Source organism: Nocardia heshunensis (assembly GCF_054782115.1).
In genome coordinates this window covers 174,423-193,860 of record NZ_BAAGTC010000008.1, presented here as the reverse complement: position 1 = coordinate 193,860, position 19,438 = coordinate 174,423, and the positions used below count along the sequence as shown (strand labels likewise).

Below are 19,438 nucleotides of genomic sequence, written 5' to 3'. Positions count from 1 at the left end.
CAACGGCTGCATCGAGAATGACGAAAAGGTGCTGGATCATCGAGCAAGCTCTAAATGATCAGCACGGTCGTCAGATGCGGAGCCGCCACCGGAAGAGTGGGCGCTCGCGGTTGTTTTCCGATCGAAAACTGCTGGGAATGAGGGAATTCCGGTTGCAGGGCGGTGCAATCCGCGGCGAGTTGATCGCCGAGGACCCGCGGCGGTGACGCCAGCGTGCCGGTGGGGGCGGAGGCGGGATGCTCCTGCTTGCGGCAGACCGGGGCGGTGTCCAGCACCGAATGCCCGGAATCCTGCGTGACCTGCGGCTGTGTGGCGGCCGCCACCGGCCCGTCCGCCACGACCAGTGAATCGCGCTGTGACGAGCCCCATCCCGCGACGGCGGCGATGAGCCCCATGACAATCACGACACCCGTCAACCATGCACACCAATTCGACCGAATGGAGATTCGGTCTGTGGAGGCGGGGGACGGATGCACCGGACCGACCATAACAGAACGCCCGTCCATCGAATTTCTCGATGGACGGGCGTTCCAACCGCGGGGCGAGTAACAGCGCGTCAGGCGCGCCGCATGTACGCCTTCACCGCCAGCGGGGCGAAGATCACGATCACCAGCGCCGAGCCGATGAGCGAATACACCAGGTTGTGGCTGTAGACGTTGTCGTTCATCAGTTCACGGGCGGCATTGACCATGTAGTAGATCGGGTTGACCTTGTTGATGCCCTGCAGCCAGCCCGGCATCGTCGAGACCGGGGCGAACGCGCCGGACATGAAGGTCAGCGGGAACATGATCATCATCGAGATGCCCTGTACCGCGGCCGCGCTCTTACCGGTGATGCCGACCAGCGCCCAGATCCAGCTGACCGCGAAGGAGCAGAACACCACCAGCAGACCGGCGACCACCACGGCCACGAACCCGCCGTGCGGACGGTAGCCGAGGATCATGCCCATGGTGATGGTGAGCACGGTCGCCAGGCCGTAGCGCACCATATCCGCCAGCAGTGCGCCCGCCAGGGCCGAAATGCGGGCGATGGGAAGGGATTTGAAGCGATCGAAGACGCCCTTGTCCATATCCTCGCGCATCTGGGTGCCGGTGACCACGGAGGTCAGCACCACCGTCTGCACCAGCAGGCCCGGGATCAGGATCGGCAGGTAGCCGGACACGCTGTGTGCGATGGCCCCACCGAAGATGCCCGCGAACAGCGCGGTGAACAGGATCGGCTGGACGGTGACGTCGAAGAGTTGCTCGGGATTGTGCTTGATCTTGAGGATTCCGCGGTAGGCCATGGTGAACGAGTTCGCCACGGTCTGCTTGAACGGAATGTGATTGCTGACTTGGGGAATGGGTGCGGCCTCGGCCGCGTGCCGCCCCGCAGGTGCGGTGAGAGTCGTGGTCATGCCGCGCTCCGTTCGGTCTCGTCGTTGTCGTCCTCGGCGGCGTGGCCGGTGAGTGCGAAGAACACTTCGTCCAGGCTCGGCTTGGCGACATTGATCTCTTCGATCCGGATGTCGTGCTCGCGCAACCGGATCAGGATGTCGGTGGTGATGGAGGGGTCGGGCAGGGGCGCGGTGATGCGGCCCGCCTCGGGGGAGACGGTGGCCTCGACCGGGTGCCCGGCCGCATGGGAAAGGAACTCGCCCAGCAGGATTCGGGCCTCCTCGATGCGGTCGCGGTCGGTCAGCGTCAGCTGTAGGGCGGACAGGCCGACCGAGGACTTGAGCTCGTCGGAGGTGCCGTCGGCGATCACCTTGCCGCGGTCGATGACCGCGATCCGGTCGGCCAGCTGATCGGCCTCGTCCAGGTACTGCGTGGTGAGCAGCACCGTCGAGCCCTCCCGCACCAGGCGGCGGATGGTGTCCCACATCTGGGCGCGGGTGCGCGGGTCCAGGCCGGTGGTCGGCTCGTCCAGGAACAGCAGCGGAGGACGCGAGATCAGGCTGGCGGCCAGATCCAGGCGGCGACGCATGCCGCCGGAGAAGTTCTCCAGGGGCTTGTCGGCGGCCTCGGTGAGGCCGAATTCCTCGAGCAGCTCGGCGGCCTTGTGGCGCGAATCGCTGCGGGACAGGCCCAGCAGCCGCGAGAAGATGACGAGATTCTCGGTGGCCGAGAGCTTTTCGTCGACGGAGGCGTACTGGCCGGTGACACCGATCAGCGAGCGCACGGCGGTCGGCTCGGCCATCACATCGCGGCCGAAGATCCGGGCGCTGCCGCCGTCGGGGCGCAGCAGGGTCGCGAGCATGCGGATGGTCGTGGTCTTGCCGGCCCCGTTGGGTCCGAGCACGCCGTAGACAGCCCCCCGCGGCACCGCGAGACTTACGCCGTCAACGGCCCGCTGCTCCCCGAAGACCTTGACCAAGCCGTCCGCCTCGATGGCGAGAGTCTCAGCAGGTGTGTAAGAAGTCATGCGATAACCATGGGAGGCGGGTCTTGCACCCCCCTTGCACCGGTATTGCGCGGCTACGCAAGGGCCTCTTGCGTCGGGCCGGCGCAAGAGGCCCTTGCTCGTCATCCCGGCGTGTTCTTGGCCGGGATCCACACAACGAGGCGTTGGATTCCGGCCAAAAGCACGCCGGAATGACGAGGAGATCAGTTCGGGGAGGCGGCCAGCAGTAGTTCGCGGAGTTTCGCGCGGTCCGGTTTGCCTGGGCCGCGGAGCGGGAGTTCTTCCAGGACGGCCAGTTCGCGGGGGGCGGCGATGGCGTCGAGCTCGGCGACCACGTGTTCGCGGAGTTCGTCGAGGACCGGGGCGGTCGCGCCCGGGGCCAGGACGATGGCGGTGGCCACGCGCTGGCCGAGGCGTTCGTCGGGCAGGCCCAGGACGACGCATTCGGAGATGGCCGGATGCGTGATCAGGACGGCCTCGACCACCTGCGGGATGACCAGCAGGCCGCCGGTCATGATCGCCTCGTCCAGACGGCCGGTGATGGCCAGCACGCCGTTCTCGAAGTGGCCCGCGTCCTCGGTGCGGAACCAGCCGGGTTCGGCGAAGGCCGGATGGTCGGGGATATTGCGGTAGCCCTTGGCGACCGTGTCGCCGCCGAGCAGCACCCGGCCGTCCTCGATGCGTACCTTGGTGCCCGTCAGCGGTACTCCCTCGTACACGCAGCCACCGCAGGTTTCGCTCATGCCGTAGGTGCGGAAGATCGTGAGGCCCGCCGCGCGGGCTCGTTCCAGTACCGGCTTCGGGGTCGCCGCCCCGCCGACCAGGATGCCGTCCAGCGAGGCGAGGGCCGCGGTGGCGGCGGGCTCGTCGAGCGCCTTGATCAGCTGGGTGGGGACCAGCGAGGTGTAGCGGCGGGGGCCGCGCATGCTCGCGATCGCGCCGACCAGCGCCTCGGGCAGGAAGCCGCCAGAGACATCCAGCATGGTCGGTTCGGTTCCCGCCAGAATGCTGCGCAGCAGCACCTGGATGCCCGCGATGTGATGGGTCGGCAAGGCCAGCAACCACTGGCCGGGCCCGCCCAGCCGCTCATGGGTGGCATCGCCGCTGGACCGCAGATTGGCTGCGGTGAGCATGGCGCCCTTGGGGTTTCCCGTGGTGCCGGAGGTGGTGACCACCAGGGCCACCTCTTCGTCGATCTCCTCGCCGGGCCGCAGGCTGCCGCTCAGGCGCTGGGCCTCGCGGCGGTCGGCGGTGGGCACCGGGAGCCAGGCGGGGCCGTTGCCCTCCAAGGCTTCTCGGAGATGCGGCAATACTTCGCTCACCGCTGCGCCGGTGGGCATGGGAAGAATTCGGAGGGTATTGCTCACGTTCGCGATCGTGTCATTCCGTGGGGTGGCGGCGCGCGGAGGGGTCGGCGCCCGGGTGTCGATGCTGCAGGGTCTCGTGCGGTCAGTCGGACGTCGGTGTCGCCAGCGGCCATCCACCGGCTGCGAGCCTGGAGGCCACCCGAGCGATATCGTCCTCGCCGGGCTGCTCCTTGGCAACTCGGGCAATCGCCGCCTCGATGTCGGCGCGCTCGATGTCCGAGGTGGCCACGCGGTCGCGGATCAGTTCTTCCACGACCAGGTGTACCTCGTAGTCGGTGAGCCGCCGATGCAGCACCGCCAGCAGCGCCACATAGTCCGATTGCGGTATGCCCTGCGGGTATCCGGCCCGCAACCACGCCAGCACCTTCTGCAGAACGTTGGTGCGCGGCGGCGGATTCGGGGCCGGGTTCGGTTCGGGAGTACTCACGAGCGTGCCTTTCGACGAGGCGGCGTCACGCGCCGAGCAGGTGAATACCGAGTCGGGTGGCCAGGAAGTCCTTTGCGATGTAGAGCACACCGAGGACCACCGCGATCATGACCACCCCGAAGCAGAGCATCGACACGGCCAGGGCCACGGTCCGGGCGGAGCCGGTCGCGCCGTCGTCCACCTGGGCGCGGAAGCGGATACCGGCCGCGAACACCGTGGGCAGTCCGGCTCCGAAGATCAAGGCGGCCAGCGTCACTCGCCACAGATCGGTGAGGTTGTGCAGGAAGTTGTGCATCCGGTCCTCCTAGCCGATTCCGACGGTGTCGTCCGCGGTGTTGGTCTTGGCAGCCGGGGCGGGCGTGTCGTCCCAGTCGGCGGTGACGTTGTGCGAGTTCACCACTGCGCGCTTGGAGCGCATCCAGATCAGCGCCGCCATGACGATCAGCAGCGCGAACACCACCAGCACACCGGTGGTGCCACCGATGCCGTGCAGCAGCGCCCAGCACAGTCCGCCCACGATCGCGGCCAGCGGCAGCGTCAGCACCCAGGCGGTGGCCATCCGGCCCAGCACGCCCCAACGCACCTCCGCGCCCGGCCGTCCGATGCCCGAGCCGAGGATGGATCCGGTGACCACCTGGGTGGTGGACATCGGCAGGCCGAAGTGGGCCGAGGTCAGAATGATCGCCGCACTGGTGGATTCGGCGGCGAAGCCCTGCGGCGGCACGATGTCGACCAGGCCCTTGCCCAGGGTGCGGATGATGCGCCAGCCGCCCACGCAGGTGCCCGCCGCCATGGCGACGGCGCAGGCGACGATGACCCAGAGCGGGATCTGATCGGTGGGCTTGGCGGTGCCGTGCGCGATCAGCGCCAGGAAGATGATGCCCATGGTCTTCTGCGCGTCATTGGTGCCGTGCGCCAGCGAGACCAGGGAGGCGGTGCCGATCTGCCCCCAGCGGAAGCCTTTCGACACCGTCTTCTCGTTGCTGCGCTGCGTGATCCGATACACCACCCAGGAGGCGGTGGCGGCCACCAGCGCGGCCACGACCGGGGAGAGCACGGCCGGAATGATGATCTTGGCGAGCACGCCGTCGCTGCCGCGGGCCCAGATCACGCCGTGCCAGCCGAGCGCGGCGATGGTGGAACCGATGATCCCGCCGAAGAGGGCGTGCGAGGAACTCGACGGCAAACCCAACAACCAGGTGAACAGATTCCACAGAATGCCGCCGACGAGACCGGCGAAGACGATGTCGAGCAATGCCCGCCCGCTCACCTCCGAGAGGTCCACGATGCCCTTCGCGACCGTCGCGGCGACGGCGACGCTGAGGAACGCGCCGATGAGATTCAGCGCGCCGGACAGGAGTACGGCGGTACGGGGCTTGAGCGCACCGGTCGCAATGGAGGTGGCCATCGCGTTCGCGGTGTCGTGGAATCCGTTGGTGAAGTCGAATGCCAAGGCTGTGCAAACAACGATCAGCAGAACGAGCAGTTCGGCAGACACACCGATCAGTCTGCGCTATACCCTTTACGCTCCGTTAACCGGTGCCCCCCGACGCATTTCACAGTTACCTTCGTGCTAAGGAGGCTGCCGGGCTCGCGGCACGGTCTGGGCGCGGCCGCTTCAGTCGCCCCGAATGTCGCGCCGGATCGGGTGATTCGCCGGAATCTCGACGAAGACCAGGGGCACCCCGTCGGGATCGCGGACCCACATTTCGATGAGTCCCCACGGTTCGCGCTCGGGCGCGCGGTCGATCGCGACGCCGCGCAGCGCGAGTTCCGCAGCAGTGTCGCCACAATCACGTACCTGCAACCAGATGGCCCCGGCGAACCCGGCGGGCGCATCCGCCCCGCGCCCGTGCCCGGCCACCTCGATCAGGTTCTGCCCCGCGAAAAAGACCGTCCCGCCCGGATACTCGCGGGCAATGGCGAGGCCGAGCGCGTCACGATAAAACCCCAGCGTCCGCTCGTAGTCACCCGGCCGCAGGATGATCCGACTGCTCAGTATCTCCATGAGTGCAGCATGACAGCTTGCTGTTTGCCGCGTGCGGGGGTTTGGGGGCGGAGCCTCCAAAAATGCCCCTGGGGGTTCGGGGGCGAAGCCCCTGAGAGTCTGGAGAGTTCAGAAGTAGTAGGGGTACGGCTTCCAGTCCGGCTCGCGCTTCTCGAGAAAGGCGTCGCGGCCCTCGACGGCCTCGTCGGTCATGTAGGCCAGGCGCGTGGCCTCGCCCGCGAAGAGCTGCTGACCGACCAGTCCATCGTCCTGGAGGTTGAAGGCGTACTTCAGCATCCGGATGGCCTGCGGCGACTTGCCGAGGATCTCGGCACTCCACTCCAGCGCCACATCCTCGAGCCGCTCGTGATCCACGACCGCGTTGACCGCACCCATCTGATGCATCTCCTCGGCGGTGTAGGGCCGCCCCAGGAAGAAGATCTCGCGAGCGAACTTCTGTCCCACCATCTTCGCCAGGTAGGCGCTGCCGTACCCGGCGTCGAAGCTGCCCACATCGGCGTCGGTCTGCTTGAACCGCGCGTGCTCGCGCGAGGCCAGAGTGAGGTCGCAGGTGACGTGCAGGCTGTGTCCGCCGCCCGCGGCCCAGCCGTTCACCAGCGCGATGACCACCTTGGGCATGAATCTGATGAGGCGCTGCACCTCGAGGATGTGCAGCCGGCCCGCGCGCGCCACGTCCACGGTGTCGGCGGTCTCACCGGAGGCGTACTGGTAGCCGTTGCGGCCGCGGATGCGCTGGTCGCCGCCGGAGCAGAAGGCCCAGCCGCCGTCCTTGGGGCTGGGTCCGTTCCCGGTGAGCAGGACCGCGCCGACATCGGGGGTCATGCGGGCGTGGTCGAGGGCGCGGTAGAGCTCGTCGACGGTGTGCGGCCGGAAGGCATTGCGTACTTCGGGGCGATCGAAGGCGATCCGTACCGTGCCCTGCTCGATGTGCCGGTGGTACGTGATGTCGGTGAGGTTCTCGAATCCCGGAACGGGCCGCCACAGCGTCGCATTGAAGGTCACGGCTTTAGAACATACTGTTCCGCTTTCCGTCGCGGTGAAGGCCCACCGCAGTTCGGCGCGGTGTTTTGTGCGTCACGTCGAGTTTGCTGCAGCGGGTTTCGGCCATCGGACAAGGGCGCTGATCGTTAGCGGATGGGGTTGCCGGAAGGTTCGAACGATCGCTTGCTACTCGTCGTTCGTGGACTCCTACCCACGGGTTGCCGAAAGTGAAACGCTGCCAACTGATTGCGGAGGGCTTACAGTGCTGTTGCTGCCACGGCAGTAACAGCACGTAGGCATCGGTGTGCGGGGAAGTCGATGCGTATAGTTGCGTGCGCTCGTTCATCGAAAAACTATCCGGAGGAACCTGAAAGTGGTTGCAGCACTGTCTGAATCCCTGCTCGATGACGCCAAGCGTTCGGCCTTCATCGGCGACGCCGTGAAGGTTCTGGATGAGGAGGTGTCGGACAAGGGCGGCGCGTCGGGCCTCGTCGTCAAGGGCGGCTACGCCGCGATCAAGAAGGTCAGCCCCTCGATCGTGGGTGACGCGCTGGAGTCGTTCGCGCCCAAGTTCGTCGAGCAGCTGGAGCCGTACTGGGCGGAATACCAGAGCAATGGCGCGGGTTCGTTCGCCGATCTGCTGGTGTCCAAGCAGGACGAGGTCGCCGATGCGCTGCTGTCGGTGACCGACGCGCGGGCCGAGGCCTCCTCGCGTCCGGCGCTGACCAAGGTCTACAACTCCATGCGGTCGTCGGCGAAGAAGCATGTCGCCGAGGCTCTTCCGCGTCTGGGTGACCTGGTCCAGAAGCACGCTGGTTAATTAGACCGACCGGTTCGCGGCCCGGCGAGGGGCCGCGAACAGTCACTGATCGGCCGCCGGAAGCGCGATTCGGCGGAGGCTGCGAATGCCCGTGGAGGTGGTTCCCGGGCACTCGCCCACCACATCGGTACCGGCGTCCCGAATTCAGCCCTGGGACTTGCCGACTCGCCAGTAGCCGGTGAAAGTGATGTCCGCCTTGGGGATCTCGCGCTCCTGCGCCAGGTGCCGCCGCACGCCCGCGGCCAGCTTCTGCTCGCCCGCGACCATGGCGTAGACGCCCCGACCCGGCAGCTCCGCCGCTTGCACGGCCGTCGCGGCCAGCGCGCCCACCTCGGCGTGGGCATCCTCGCGAACCAGCCAGTTCACCTGCACGCCTGCGGGTTCGCCCAGTTCCTGGGCATCCTCGGCGTGCGGAATCTCGATATACGCCGCGCCCTTCGTGCCGCGCGGCAGTGACCGCAGCACGCCGCCGATGGCAGGCAGGGCGCTCTCGTCGCCCACCAGCAGCGTCCAATCACTGTGCTCCGGGGCCTGATACATGATGCCCTCGTCCAGCAGCCCGACCTTGCCGCCCGGAGTCGCATTGTTCGCCCAGGACGAGGCCGGGCTGTCGTCGCCGTGCGAGACGAAGTCGATGTCGATCTCCGCAGTGCTGCCGAACTCCCCGAAACCGGCGGCCCGGTAGTCGCGCACCGTGTAGTTGCGCGCCAGCGGCCGATGCTCCTTGCCCATCATCAGGTACTGCGCGTACCAGCCCAGGTTGCTCGCGGAGGTGGGCAGTTTCAGGCTGCCGTCGCGACCGGGCATGAACAGCCGGAACCACTGGTCGAATCCCATGGCGGTGAATCCGGCCAGGCCCGGCCCGCCCAGGGTGACGCGGACGAAATTGGGGCTGATCCGTTTGCTGGCCAGGACTTCCGCGGTGAGTATTTCGCGGTGTTCGGGCTTGACATACTTGCTGCGCTTCGCCATTGGCTTAGGTTAGCAAAGCCTAACTTTCCCGAATAGGTGTGAGCGGGGCGACGCAGCGCGAATGATCGCTGTCTGGGAGGCTTGGGGCGTGAATCCTTCGACTGCACAGGCGCACGTCGTCGTCGACGAGCTCGCCCGCGGCGGAGTGCGGGACGTCGTCCTGTGCCCCGGATCGCGAAACGCACCGCTGGCCTTCGCATTACAGGCCGCGGATCAGGCCGGGCGCATCCGGCTGCACATGCGCATCGACGAGCGCAGCGCCGGATTCCTGGCCATCGGCCTGGCCGTGGCCGCCGGGCGGCCCGTGCCCGTCGTCATGACCTCCGGCACCGCCGTGGCGAATCTGGGCCCGGCCGTGCTCGAGGCCAACTACGCGCGCATCCCGCTGATCGTGCTGAGCGCCAACCGGCCCTACGAGATGCTCGGCACCGGCGCGAACCAGACGGTCGAACAGTTCGGGCTCTTCGGTAGCCAGGTGCGTGCCGCCATCAGTCTCGGACTCGCCGAGGTGGAAACCGGCGAGGATCTCTACCCGTCGCAGAACAGCGTCTGGCGTTCGGCCGTGTGCCGGGTGCTGGCGGCCGCCCGCGGCACCCGCTCCGGCAATGCCGGGCCCGTGCACTTCGATATCCCGCTGCGCGAACCGCTGGTCCCGGACCTGGCCGCCGGCGCCGCGATTCCCGCCGGGCGGGACGGCGAACGGCCCTGGACGGCAACGCAATACGCCACTCTCGATGTGCCGCTCGATATCGATCTGACCCCGGACACCGTGGTCATCTCCGGGCACGGCGCGGGCCATCGCCCCGAGCTCGCGGCCCTGCCCACGGTCGCCGAACCCACCGCGCCCATGCACGGTCCCGCGCTGCATCCGCTGGCGTTGTCGCTGCTGAAGCCCAAGCAGGCCATCATCACCGGGCGGCCCACCCTGCACCGGCAGGTGTCGAAGGTGCTGGCCGATCCGGAGGTCACCGTGTTCGCGCTGACCACGGGTCCGCGCTGGCCCGATGTCTCCGGCAATGTGGTGGGCACGGGTACCCGCGCGGTCACCCACGGCACGCCGCGGCCGGAGTGGCTCGAGCAGTGCCGGGAGCTGAACGAGAAGGCCGTGTCGGTGGTGCGGGCCGAGCTGGCCGGGCACCCGAAGCCGACCGGTTTGCATGTGGCGGCGGTGGTCATGAACGCCCTGCGCGAAGGCGATCAACTCCTGCTCGGTGCGTCCAATCCGGTGCGCGACGCGGCACTGGTGTCGCGGCCGCACCCCGGCGTGCGGGTGCTCTCGAACCGGGGCGTCGCGGGCATCGACGGCACGGTCTCCGCGGCAGTCGGTGCGGCCCTCACCCATTCGGGTCGCACGCTGGCCCTGATGGGCGACCTGACCTTCCTGCACGACGCGTCCGGGCTGCTGATCGGGCCCGGCGAACCGCGCCCGGAGGACCTCACCATCGTGGTCGCCAACGACGATGGCGGCGGCATCTTCGAACTGCTTGAGCAGGGCGATCCGCAGTACGCGGGCGTGTTCGAGCGGGTCTTCGGGACCCCACACGGCATGGACCTGGCCGCGCTGTGTGCCGCCTACCGGATTCCGCATCGCCAGGTCGACACGGCGGAACTCGCGGTCGAACTGGCAGGAAACGCCCACGGCATGCGGGTGCTCGAGGTCGCGACCGAGCGCTCGAGCCTGCGGGAACTGCACGCCACCGTGCGGGCGGGCGTCTGCACCTAGTCCGGGTAGTCGTCGTCCATCGGGACGGCGATGGACTGTTCCACCAGATCGCCTTCGGAGGCGGTCCAGCCGTTGTCGTCGGCGGGGAGCGGATTGATCTCGGAATCCGGGGTTTCGGAGTCCGCCTCCGCGGCCGGGTACGCGAGGATGCTCTGTTCCGCGTAGTCGGCCTCGGGCACTGCGTCGATGCGATCGATCATCGGTTGCTCCTGTCTGCCGGGCGTGCAGTCGGGCCACTCAGTTGCAGTCGGGCACTGTCGAGAATGCGCTCGATCGGGCCCGGTCGGCAACCGCCCCCTCACTCGCCCGGCAGCGGGCCGTCGTCGGCGGGATGCTCGACCAGCGCCAGCACCCGGCCCGCCATGAAGCGCGCGGTGCGCACCGAACTCCCGGTCCGGGTCACCTCGCTGACTTCCACGATGCCGCGCGCAATGCGCGTCTCGATCCGCCGGCCGGCTCTGGTCGCGATAATTTCGTAATTCCGAGACCCGTCGCCGGTATCGACGACGATCTCCACACGATCACCCTTCATCTATCAATTCTCCTCCCCACCAGCGACTTTCGCCGCTGATCGCACCTAACGAACGGGTTGCGACCCGAGGTTGCAAGCACATCTCGCGGACCCGGCGATGAATTTCGGTGCCGGGCTTCGTCCTAACCCGTGACCGGGCCGCACCGGTGGTTCGGCATGTCGTTCGCACTGCTCCGGGAGGACCCATGACCGCACCGGCCTTCGATCTGGAAGCCGCCGCCAGCGCGGTGGAGGCGGTCGTCGCCGCCGTCGCCGACACCGATTTCGACCGCCGCACGCCCTCGGGGATCAGCGTGCGCGACATGCTCGCCCACATCCAGGGCTTCACCGAGGCCTTCCGGCAGGGCGCGACCAAGGAGATGATCGGCCGCTCCCAGCCGCCCGCGCCCGGAGCGCCGCTCGCCGACGATTGGCGCGATCGCATTCCGGCGCACCTGAAGGCCCTGACCGCCGCCTGGCGTGAACCCGACGCCTGGGCGGGTGAGACCGAGGTCGGCGGCGCGGTCGGGCCCGCCCCGCAGATGGCGATCTTCGCCCTCGACGAACTGGTTGTCCACGGCTGGGACCTGGCCCGCGCCATCGGCGTGACCTACACCCCGGCCGAGTCGGATCTGGCTGTGCTGCACGGCTTCCTGCGCGAGACGCCGCGGGAGGGCATCCCCGGCCTCTTCGGCCCGGTCGTCGACATCCCGGCCGAAGCGCCACTGCTGGATCGGGTCATCGGCCTGACGGGTCGCGACCCGGCCTGGGTGGCGGACTGACGGACGAAAAACGGCGGCCCGCAGGCGTGGCGAGGGGTCGCGCCTGCGGGCCGCCGCGTGCCCCGTCCCCGCCCCGTCATCCCAGCGTGCTTTTGGCTGGGATCCAACGCGGTCGGTTTGGATTCCGGCCAAAAGCACGCCGGAATGACGAGGGGGTCAGCTCGTGGACTTCGTTGCGGCGGAGGCGAATACACCCTGCTCGGCCGCCAGCGCTGCGGCTGCCGCGGCGGTGGTGATCGCGGCCTCGTCGACCGGGTCGCCGCTGGCCAGCAGGCGGTAGTAGAGCGGGGCGGAGACGGCGGAAAGGACTGCGCGCGGGTCGGTTTCGGGTGGGATCTCGCCGCGGGTGATGGCCGCTTCGACGCAGGGTGACCATTCGCGCAGGCGGGTGTCGTAGAAGGTGCGCAGGGCCGCGGCGGCGGTGTCGTCGCTGGTGGCGGCGGCGATGACGGCCCGGAAGAGGCGGCCTTGGCGGGGGTCGGTGAGGGTTGTGCCGACCAGGCGGGCGTTTTCGAGCAGGTCGCCGCGCAGGGTGCCGGTATCGCTGTGGGGGAGTGAGGTTTCGGCCATCTCGGCCAGCAGATCGGCGACGAGTCCGGCGGGGTTGCGCCAGCGGCGGTAGACGGTGGTCTTGCCGACCTCGGCGCGCGCCGCCACCTCGCCCAGGTCGAGGGTGGCGAAGCCGCGCTCGACCAGCAGGTCACCGGCCGCACGCAGGACGGATTCGCGGACGCGGGCGGTGCGACCGCCCGGGCGGAGCGAGCCCGGGGTCGTGGCGTCGATCGCATCGTCGAGGCTCATAACGGTTCTCCAGTTCCATTTGCGACCGGATGAGTGTAGCGTCCGAATTGTTAATGAAACTGCAGTTCCGTTAGGAGTGATCATGGAATACCGTCGGCTTGGTGCTTCCGGTCTGCTGGTTCCGGCCCTGAGCTTCGGCGCGGGCACCTTCGGTGGTCGTGGCGAACTCTTCTCCGCCTGGGGCGACACCGATGCCCGGCAGGCACGCAGGCTGGTGGACATCAGCCTGGAGGCGGGCGTCACCCTGTTCGATACCGCCGACGTCTACTCGGACGGCGCGTCGGAAGAGGTGCTGGGGGAGGCGATTCGGGGCCGCCGCGATCAGCTGCTGCTCTCGACCAAAGCCGGTCTGCCCACCGGCCCCGGCCCCGCCGACGCGGGATCCGGTCGCGCCCGGCTGATTTCGGCGGTCGAGGGTTCGCTACGGCGACTCGGTACCGACCACATCGACCTGTTCCAGCTGCATGCCTTCGATGCCGGAACCCCGGTCGAAGAGGTGCTCTCGGCCCTGGATCAGCTGGTGCGCTCCGGCAAGATCCGCTACGTCGGCGCGTCCAATTTCGCGGGCTGGCAGCTCATGAAATCCCTTGCCGCAGCCGACAAGCACGGCTTCCCGCGCTACGTCGCACACCAGGTCTACTACTCGCTGGTCGGCCGCGATTACGAGTGGGAACTCATGCCGTTGGGCCTGGATCAGGGCGTCGGTGCCGTGGTCTGGAGTCCGCTCGGCTGGGGTCGACTGACCGGGAAGATCCGTCGCGGCCAACCGCTTCCGGAGGGTAGCCGTCTGCACACCACGGCCGAGGCCGGGCCGCCCGTCGACGACGAGCGGCTCTACGACATCGTCGACGTGCTGGACGAGCTCGCCGCCGAGACCGGCCGGACCGTCCCGCAGCTCGCCCTGAACTGGCTGCTGCAGCGGCCGACCGTGGCGACCGTCATCGTCGGCGCGCGCAATGAGGAACAGCTGCGGCAGAACCTGGGCGCGGTCGGCTGGAGTCTCGATGCCGAGCAGCTCGCCCGCCTGGACAAGGCGAGCGCGGTCACGCCGCCGTATCCCTACTACCCGTACTACCGGCTCGCGGACTTCGCCCGCGTCAATCTGCCTGCCGTGTAAGGGTTCACGGGGCCGAGTAGAGACCCTGGGCGAGCACCGGCCACGACGCTTTCAGATCGTCCTGCCAATAACCCCAGATATGGGTTCCGGTGGTACGGAATTCGAAGGTCGCCGGAATGTTCAGCGATTGCAGCCGGGTTTGCAGAATCGACGTGGACAGTTCCACGTTCGCTTCGATGAACGAGCCCAGGGCCACCGTTTTGGTGGTGTCGGCGGGATTCTTCTCCATCCGGCCGCGCGCTCCCGGCACGTCGAACGCGCCGGGAATGCCGTTGCCGGTGGAGATGAAAAGGTTGGTGCCGCGCAGTTTCTCGGCATTCAGGGTGGGGTCGTTGGCGGCCCACAGCGGGTCGTTGTCGGGGCCCCACATGTTCTCCACCTTGCCGCCGCCGTAGAGCTCGGTGACCATGCGGATGGATTCGCGGCCCAGCGTGGAGGTGGTCTGGAAGAACCCGCTGTACACGGCCGCGCTGCGGAACAGTCCCGGATTGAAGATGACCGAATTCAGGACGGGCAGACCGGCCATGGAGATGCCGGCGATGGCATTGACGCCATTGCTGTCCATCGCGGCATTCATCAGCGGCGGCAGTTCCTTGCCGAGGTAGGTGGACCATTTGTTGACCCCGAGCGCGGGGTCCGGATTGATCCAGTCGGTGTACCAGGTGAAGGCGCCGCCGATGGGCTGCACCACGTTCACGTTCTTGTCGGCCAGGAAATCCAGTGCGTCGGTGCGCAATTGCCAGGTGGCCTGGTCCACGCCGCCGCCCGCGCCATTGAGCAGGTAGAGGGTGGGGCGGGGTTGCGAGGTGTCCTGCGGGCGCAGCACGTCGACCGGGAAGACCTGGTTCATGGCGGCGGAGAAGATGGTGAAGGTGACGGTGTGCTCGTCCTTGGCCGCCACGTTCTTGATGTAGGAGCCGTCGTCGGTCTTCAGGTCCGGCAGGGTGACGCCGGGCAGGGTCGCCGGGGCGGGCGGGACGGCGGGCACGCTGTCATCGGCCCCGGCGGGAATACCGCCCAGGCTCAGCGCCGCCGCGGCGGTGAGGGCTGCTACCGCCAGCCGTGCGGTGATTCGACTGATCCGGACCGACATCGGTCTTAAATATCATGATTTCAGATGTGCCGGACCGAAATCAGTAGACGTCGCGCACGTAGCGCTTCTCCGCCACCAGTTGCTTCTTGAACGCCAGCGCGCCGTCCTCGCTGAGCTTGCCGTGAATCCGGGCAATCCGCAGCAGCGTGTCGTCCACATCCTTGGCCATGCGCGCGGCATCGCCACACACGTAGAAGTGCCCGCCCTCGCACAGCCACGCCCACAATTCCGCACCGTGCTCGATCATGCGGTGCTGCACGTAGATCCGCTCCCGCTGATCGCGCGAGAACGCCAGATCCAGCCGGGTCAGGAAGCCCGAACGGAACATGTCCTCCAGCTCGGCGCGGTAGTAGAAATTGTCCTTGGCGTGCTGATCGCCGAAGAACAGCCAGTTGCGGCCGGTGCAACCCAGCGCGCGACGCTCCTGCAGGAACCCGCGGAACGGCGCGATGCCGGTGCCCGGACCCACCATGATCATGGGCGCGGTCGGATCCAGCGGCGGCCGGAAATGCGGGGCTCGCTGCAGGAAGATCGGTACCGGGGCCTCGGCGCGATCGGCCAGGAAGGTGGAGCACACCCCGCCGCGCCGGGCCTGCGACCCGATGGCCGCCGGATCGCCGTAGCGCACCACGCCAACGGTCAACTGCACCTCGTGCGGGTCCACCAGCGGGCTCGAGGAGATCGAATACTGGCGCGGCTGCAGCTTTTTCAGCGTCCCCAGCCACTCCACCAGATCGGCCTGCACCGGGAAATCGCGCAGCACGTCCACCACCTGCCGATCCCACAGGTAGCCGTCCAATTCATTGCGATTGTCGCGGCGCAACAGCTTCGCCAAGCGCGGACTGGCATTGTGCTCGGCCACGAAGGACAGCAGATCCGTGCTCACCCGGGTGATGTCGTAGCGGGTGCGCAACGCCTGCGCCAGCGTCATCTCGTCATCGTCGACATCGATGATCCGCCGCCCGTCCAACCCGGTCGCCGCCAGCCATTCCGCCACCAGCGCATCGCAATTCGCGGGCCGGATCCCGAGCGAATCCCCGACCTCGTAGGTCGCTTCCAGATCGCTCAGGTCGAACCCGAACTGCCGCACCTCTTTCCCTGACCCGACGCGCGAGAGCAGTTCGTTGCGAACCAGTTTCGCGAGCACGGGGGCGTTCCGGGTGAACGGCGCGGCCGTCAGGGTGCGCGTGCGGCCGGAGGTGAGTCCCGTGGCCGGACGGGGGTCGGACGGGCCACCGGTCGGCCGCGAGCGCCGCGCCGGATCGAGGCCGGTCGTGGTCGCGGATCGGGGAGCGTTCGAAGCGCCGGTTTCCGGTGCGCCGAATCCGGTCGGGCCGGTCGGTCCGAATCCGCTGTCACCGCCGCTGGATTCGGGCGCCGGGGCGGTGAGGATCGCCGCGACCTCGTCGATCCAGGTCGCCGACAGCTCTTCGTGATCGGGTTCGCTGTCGACGCGGGGCAGCAGGCGGGCAGCGCCGCGCGCGGCGAAGAGTTCGTCCAGTTTCCGGCCGTGGCCGCAGAAGTCGTCGTAGGAGGAGTCGCCCAGAGCGAAGACCGCGTACCGCACGCCGGTCAGCCGGATCGCGCTGTCGCTGAGTCGTTCCCAGAAGTCCGCGCCGTTGTCGGGCGGCCCGCCGTCGCCGAAGGTGCTGGTGATGATCAGGACATCGCCGGTCAGATCCGACAGTTCGGCGGAATCCATATCCAGCAGCCGCGGCTCGATGCCGGAATCGAGCAGGTAGGTGGTGAGCGCCGCGGCGAGATCCTCCGCCGTCCCGGTCTGCGAGGCCCACAGCACGGTCACCGTGCGCGTCGCCGCTGCCGAACCAGCCGCCGTCGACAATCCCTCGGCGCCACCGCCGAGCACCGGCGAAGCGGATTGCGGCCCACGCGAATACATGCCGCCCAGCAGCCCGTTGACCCAGGTCCGGCTGCGCTCGGAGATCGGCGCGGTCTCGGGTAGCACGGGCACCCCGCTGACCGGCAGGCTCTGCAGCGCCGCGAGATAACCACCGAGGTAGATCCGCTCGATCTCGCTCAGCGTCGGCGCGCTCCCGGTCTCCAGGCCGAGCACGACCGCCAGCGGATGCGGCCCGGCGGCGGGGACGGGCGGCATTCCGAAACCGCCCAGCGGGTTCGAATCGTTGTGCACGGCAGCCGGTTCGGCGGCATCGACCACGGCATCCGGGTTACCGGGAGCCTGATCGGCATCCGCCCCGCGCGGCACCGCCACCTTGCGCAGTCGGACCGCGCACGCCTTGAACTCCGGCTGCAGCGAGATCGGGTCGACGGCGTCGTTGGTGACGGCGTTGATGGTGAGGTATTCGCCCTGCTCGTCGTTCCAGTGGAAGGGTGCGAAGCAGGTGCCGGGCAGCACCCGGTCGCTGATCTGTACGGGCAGCACCGCACGCCCGCGGCGCGAGGCGATCTCGAGCTGATCACCCTCGCGGACCTCGAGTTTCGCGGCGTCGTCCGGGTGGACCTCCAGGAACGGCCTGCCGTTGAGCTTGTTCAGCTTCGCCACCTTCCCGGTCTTGGTCATGGTGTGCCACTGGTGTTGCAGGCGGCCGGTATTGAGCACGAACGGGTGATCGTCGTCGGGCATCTCCGCGGGCAGCAGGTGCGGGCGCGCGAAGAACACGGCCCGGCGGCTGGGGGTGGCGAAGGCCAGGCGAGGCGTCTGTCCGTGCTCGTCGGTGTACAGGGTCTGGCTGACACCGTCGTTGAGATAGCGAATCGGGTTGCGGCGCTGCGCCGGATCCGGGCACGGCCACTGCGCGGGCCCGTCGGCGAGCCCCGCGTAGTCGATGCCGCGCAGGTCGTAACCGGTGGCCGGATTACTGAATTGCCGCAGCTCGTCGAAGATCTCGGCGCTGGAGGCGTACTCGAAGCCCGGGAAGCCGAGTGCGGTGGCCAGCTGCGCGATCAACTGCCAGTCCGGCCGGGCGTCGCCGATCGGATCGACCGAGCGCCGCAGCAGCGTCAGGTTGCGTTCCGAATTGACCTGGACGCCATCGGATTCGGCCCACAGCGTGGCGGGCAGCAGCAGGTCGGCGTAGGCGTTGGTGGCGGTGTCGGTGTACACGTCCTGCGCGATCACCAGCTCCGCGGCCTCCAGTCCGGCGATCACGGTGCGCCGATTCGCCATGGAGGCAACGGGATTGCTGCAGATGATCCACGCGGCCTTGATCTCGCCCTCGGCCAGCCCGCGGAACATCTCGATGGAACCCGGCCCGGCCTCGTCGCGAATGGTGCCCGGCTCCAGCCCCCACCGCTCCTCGGTGAAGGCCCGGTCGGCGGCCGAGAGCAGGCTGCGCTGCCCCGGCAGTCCCGGTCCCATGTAACCCATTTCGCGCCCGCCCATGGCGTTGGGCTGCCCGGTCAGCGAGAACGGCCCGCTGCCGGTCCGGCAGAGGGTGCCGGTGGCCAGGTGCAGGTTGATCAGGGCATTGGTGGACCAGGTGCCGTGGGTGGACTGGTTGATGCCCATGGTCCACAGCGACATCCACTCACCGGCCGCGCCGATCCATTCGGCGGCCGTACGGATATCGGCCTCGGCCAGCCCGGTCACCTCGGCCACCAGCGCGGGCTGGTACCCGGCCAGGAATTCCGGCATGCCGTCCCAGCCCTCGGTGTGCTCGGCGATGAATTCGGCGTCGATGTCGCCGTTCTCCACGAGCAGGTGCAGCAGGCCATTGAGCAGGGCCAGATCGGTGCCGGGCCGGATCTGCAGGAACAGGTCGGCCCGCTCGGCGGTGGCGGTGCGCCGCGGGTCCACCACGATCAGCTTCGCGCCCGCCTTGAGCCGATCGGCCATGCGCAGGAACAGGATCGGATGGCAGTCGGCCATATTCGCGCCGATGACGAAGAACAGGTCGGCGTGATCGAGGTCGTCATACGAGCCGGGCGGGCCGTCCGCGCCGAGCGAAAGCTTGTATCCACCCGCCGCACTGGCCATGCACAGCCGCGAATTGGCCTCCATGTGCACGGTGCGCAGGTGCCCCTTGGCGAGTTTGGTGGCCAGGTACTGGGCCTCGATCGACATCTGCCCGGACACGTAGAGTGCGATGGCGTCCGGTCCGTATGTGTCGAGGATCACCCGAAGTCGTTCGGCGGCTTCGTGAATCGCCTCGTCGACCGGCAGCGGCACCGGCGGCTGCCCGCGTTCGGGACGGCGGTAGGCGGTCTCCATGCGGCCGGGCGCGGCCATCAGTTCGGCGTGCGTCGCGCCCTTGGTGCACAGCCGCCCCGCATTGACCGGGTGCTGCTTGTCGCCCTTGACCTTGGTGATGATCGGCAGCCCGCGCGCATCGGGCTTGGTCTCCACGGTGATCCCGCAGCCCACCCCGCAGTACGAGCACGCGGTCCGGGTGCTCGTCGGGGGCGTCGACTGATCCGGCATGGTTCCGAGTTAAGCCAGCCCGGGTTGCGGGCGATTTACCGAACGTTATCTC

General features: G+C 68.2%; 19 protein-coding genes. 4 read left to right on the top strand and 15 right to left on the bottom strand.

The features are described from left to right. Positions 1 to 50 precede the first annotated feature (50 nt). The 9 genes from ACYVN4_RS27030 to ACYVN4_RS26990 all read right to left on the bottom strand — a co-directional run bounded on the left by ACYVN4_RS27030 (position 51) and on the right by ACYVN4_RS26990 (position 7,186). The gene (locus ACYVN4_RS27030) at positions 51 to 395 is read right to left on the bottom strand and encodes a hypothetical protein (RefSeq protein WP_460724816.1); all 345 of its coding nucleotides are present in this window, start codon (positions 393 to 395) and stop codon (positions 51 to 53) included. A 161-nt stretch (positions 396 to 556) separates the two neighbouring features. Further along, positions 557 to 1,396, bottom strand: a complete 840-nt coding sequence (locus ACYVN4_RS27025; protein WP_460724815.1) for an ABC transporter permease — start codon at positions 1,394 to 1,396, stop codon at positions 557 to 559. After that, positions 1,393 to 2,403 carry an ATP-binding cassette domain-containing protein gene (locus tag ACYVN4_RS27020; protein WP_460724814.1) on the bottom strand — a complete coding sequence of 337 codons (1,011 nt, stop codon included), beginning with the start codon at positions 2,401 to 2,403 and terminating at the stop codon, positions 1,393 to 1,395. Before ACYVN4_RS27020 ends, ACYVN4_RS27025 begins: the two co-directional genes overlap by 4 nt. A gap of 182 nt (positions 2,404 to 2,585) precedes the next feature. After that, complete coding sequence (gene menE, locus ACYVN4_RS27015; protein WP_460724972.1) at positions 2,586 to 3,722, bottom strand: o-succinylbenzoate--CoA ligase; 1,137 nt, start codon at positions 3,720 to 3,722, stop codon at positions 2,586 to 2,588. 109 nt (positions 3,723 to 3,831) lie between these two features. Then, entirely contained in the window at positions 3,832 to 4,176 is a 345-nt protein-coding gene (locus ACYVN4_RS27010; RefSeq protein ID WP_460724813.1) for a DUF3349 domain-containing protein, read from the bottom strand. A gap of 25 nt (positions 4,177 to 4,201) precedes the next feature. Next, on the bottom strand, positions 4,202 to 4,471 hold the full coding sequence (locus tag ACYVN4_RS27005) for a hypothetical protein (RefSeq protein WP_460724812.1): 270 nt from the start codon (positions 4,469 to 4,471) through the stop codon (positions 4,202 to 4,204). Between the two features lie 9 nt (positions 4,472 to 4,480). After that, complete coding sequence (locus ACYVN4_RS27000) at positions 4,481 to 5,674, bottom strand: inorganic phosphate transporter (RefSeq protein WP_460724811.1); 1,194 nt, start codon at positions 5,672 to 5,674, stop codon at positions 4,481 to 4,483. Positions 5,675 to 5,794: 120 nt separating this feature from the next. After that, complete coding sequence (locus ACYVN4_RS26995; RefSeq protein WP_460724810.1) at positions 5,795 to 6,184, bottom strand: VOC family protein; 390 nt, start codon at positions 6,182 to 6,184, stop codon at positions 5,795 to 5,797. A 108-nt stretch (positions 6,185 to 6,292) separates the two neighbouring features. Further along, positions 6,293 to 7,186 (bottom strand): 1,4-dihydroxy-2-naphthoyl-CoA synthase, encoded by an 894-nt coding sequence (locus tag ACYVN4_RS26990; RefSeq protein ID WP_460724809.1) that lies wholly within the window; start codon positions 7,184 to 7,186, stop codon positions 6,293 to 6,295. 352 nt (positions 7,187 to 7,538) lie between these two features. Between ACYVN4_RS26990 and ACYVN4_RS26985 the strand changes: the two genes are divergently transcribed. Beyond that, positions 7,539 to 7,985, top strand: coding sequence for a DUF6918 family protein (locus ACYVN4_RS26985; RefSeq protein WP_460724808.1), 447 nt, complete (start codon positions 7,539 to 7,541; stop codon positions 7,983 to 7,985). A 144-nt stretch (positions 7,986 to 8,129) separates the two neighbouring features. Here the strand turns inward: ACYVN4_RS26985 and ACYVN4_RS26980 are convergent, their stop codons facing one another. Further along, entirely contained in the window at positions 8,130 to 8,957 is an 828-nt protein-coding gene (locus ACYVN4_RS26980; protein WP_460724807.1) for a siderophore-interacting protein, read from the bottom strand. 88 nt (positions 8,958 to 9,045) lie between these two features. On the opposite strand from ACYVN4_RS26980, the gene menD reads away from it, so the two are divergent. Beyond that, complete coding sequence (gene menD, locus ACYVN4_RS26975) at positions 9,046 to 10,680, top strand: 2-succinyl-5-enolpyruvyl-6-hydroxy-3-cyclohexene-1-carboxylic-acid synthase (protein ID WP_460724806.1); 1,635 nt, start codon at positions 9,046 to 9,048, stop codon at positions 10,678 to 10,680. Here menD and ACYVN4_RS26970 read toward each other — a convergent pair. After that, positions 10,677 to 10,880, bottom strand: a complete 204-nt coding sequence (locus ACYVN4_RS26970; RefSeq protein WP_460724805.1) for a hypothetical protein — start codon at positions 10,878 to 10,880, stop codon at positions 10,677 to 10,679. The genes menD and ACYVN4_RS26970 overlap by 4 nt on opposite strands. Before the next feature lie 98 nt (positions 10,881 to 10,978). Next, positions 10,979 to 11,197, bottom strand: coding sequence for a hypothetical protein (locus ACYVN4_RS26965; protein ID WP_460724804.1), 219 nt, complete (start codon positions 11,195 to 11,197; stop codon positions 10,979 to 10,981). Positions 11,198 to 11,397: 200 nt separating this feature from the next. Between ACYVN4_RS26965 and ACYVN4_RS26960 the strand changes: the two genes are divergently transcribed. After that, on the top strand, positions 11,398 to 11,973 hold the full coding sequence (locus ACYVN4_RS26960; protein ID WP_460724803.1) for a TIGR03086 family metal-binding protein: 576 nt from the start codon (positions 11,398 to 11,400) through the stop codon (positions 11,971 to 11,973). A gap of 156 nt (positions 11,974 to 12,129) precedes the next feature. Here ACYVN4_RS26960 and ACYVN4_RS26955 read toward each other — a convergent pair whose 3' ends face one another. Beyond that, positions 12,130 to 12,774: a TetR/AcrR family transcriptional regulator gene (locus tag ACYVN4_RS26955; protein ID WP_460724802.1), complete on the bottom strand. Its 645-nt coding sequence runs from the start codon at positions 12,772 to 12,774 to the stop codon at positions 12,130 to 12,132. 82 nt (positions 12,775 to 12,856) lie between these two features. Between ACYVN4_RS26955 and ACYVN4_RS26950 the strand changes: the two genes are divergently transcribed. Further along, positions 12,857 to 13,891 carry an aldo/keto reductase gene (locus ACYVN4_RS26950; RefSeq protein ID WP_460724801.1) on the top strand — a complete coding sequence of 345 codons (1,035 nt, stop codon included), beginning with the start codon at positions 12,857 to 12,859 and terminating at the stop codon, positions 13,889 to 13,891. Between the two features lie 4 nt (positions 13,892 to 13,895). On the opposite strand, the gene ACYVN4_RS26945 is transcribed toward ACYVN4_RS26950, so the two are convergent. Next, positions 13,896 to 14,984, bottom strand: a complete 1,089-nt coding sequence (locus ACYVN4_RS26945) for an alpha/beta hydrolase (RefSeq protein WP_460724800.1) — start codon at positions 14,982 to 14,984, stop codon at positions 13,896 to 13,898. Positions 14,985 to 15,024: 40 nt separating this feature from the next. Next, the gene (locus ACYVN4_RS26940) at positions 15,025 to 19,386 is read right to left on the bottom strand and encodes a molybdopterin-dependent oxidoreductase (protein WP_460724799.1); all 4,362 of its coding nucleotides are present in this window, start codon (positions 19,384 to 19,386) and stop codon (positions 15,025 to 15,027) included. Between the last annotated feature and the right edge of the window lie 52 nt (positions 19,387 to 19,438).

Coding starts and splice junctions, on each gene's coding strand:
- ACYVN4_RS27030 (WP_460724816.1), bottom strand. CDS start 395: ATGGGGCTCATCGCCGCCGTCGCGGGATGGGGCTCGTCACAGCGCGAT.
- ACYVN4_RS27025 (WP_460724815.1), bottom strand. CDS start 1,396: ATGACCACGACTCTCACCGCACCTGCGGGGCGGCACGCGGCCGAGGCC.
- ACYVN4_RS27020 (WP_460724814.1), bottom strand. CDS start 2,403: ATGACTTCTTACACACCTGCTGAGACTCTCGCCATCGAGGCGGACGGC.
- menE (WP_460724972.1), bottom strand. CDS start 3,722: ATGCCCACCGGCGCAGCGGTGAGCGAAGTATTGCCGCATCTCCGAGAA.
- ACYVN4_RS27005 (WP_460724812.1), bottom strand. CDS start 4,471: ATGCACAACTTCCTGCACAACCTCACCGATCTGTGGCGAGTGACGCTG.
- ACYVN4_RS26995 (WP_460724810.1), bottom strand. CDS start 6,184: ATGGAGATACTGAGCAGTCGGATCATCCTGCGGCCGGGTGACTACGAG.
- ACYVN4_RS26980 (WP_460724807.1), bottom strand. CDS start 8,957: ATGGCGAAGCGCAGCAAGTATGTCAAGCCCGAACACCGCGAAATACTC.
- ACYVN4_RS26970 (WP_460724805.1), bottom strand. CDS start 10,880: ATGATCGATCGCATCGACGCAGTGCCCGAGGCCGACTACGCGGAACAG.
- ACYVN4_RS26960 (WP_460724803.1), top strand. CDS start 11,398: ATGACCGCACCGGCCTTCGATCTGGAAGCCGCCGCCAGCGCGGTGGAG.
- ACYVN4_RS26955 (WP_460724802.1), bottom strand. CDS start 12,774: ATGAGCCTCGACGATGCGATCGACGCCACGACCCCGGGCTCGCTCCGC.
- ACYVN4_RS26950 (WP_460724801.1), top strand. CDS start 12,857: ATGGAATACCGTCGGCTTGGTGCTTCCGGTCTGCTGGTTCCGGCCCTG.
- ACYVN4_RS26945 (WP_460724800.1), bottom strand. CDS start 14,984: ATGTCGGTCCGGATCAGTCGAATCACCGCACGGCTGGCGGTAGCAGCC.
- ACYVN4_RS26940 (WP_460724799.1), bottom strand. CDS start 19,386: ATGCCGGATCAGTCGACGCCCCCGACGAGCACCCGGACCGCGTGCTCG.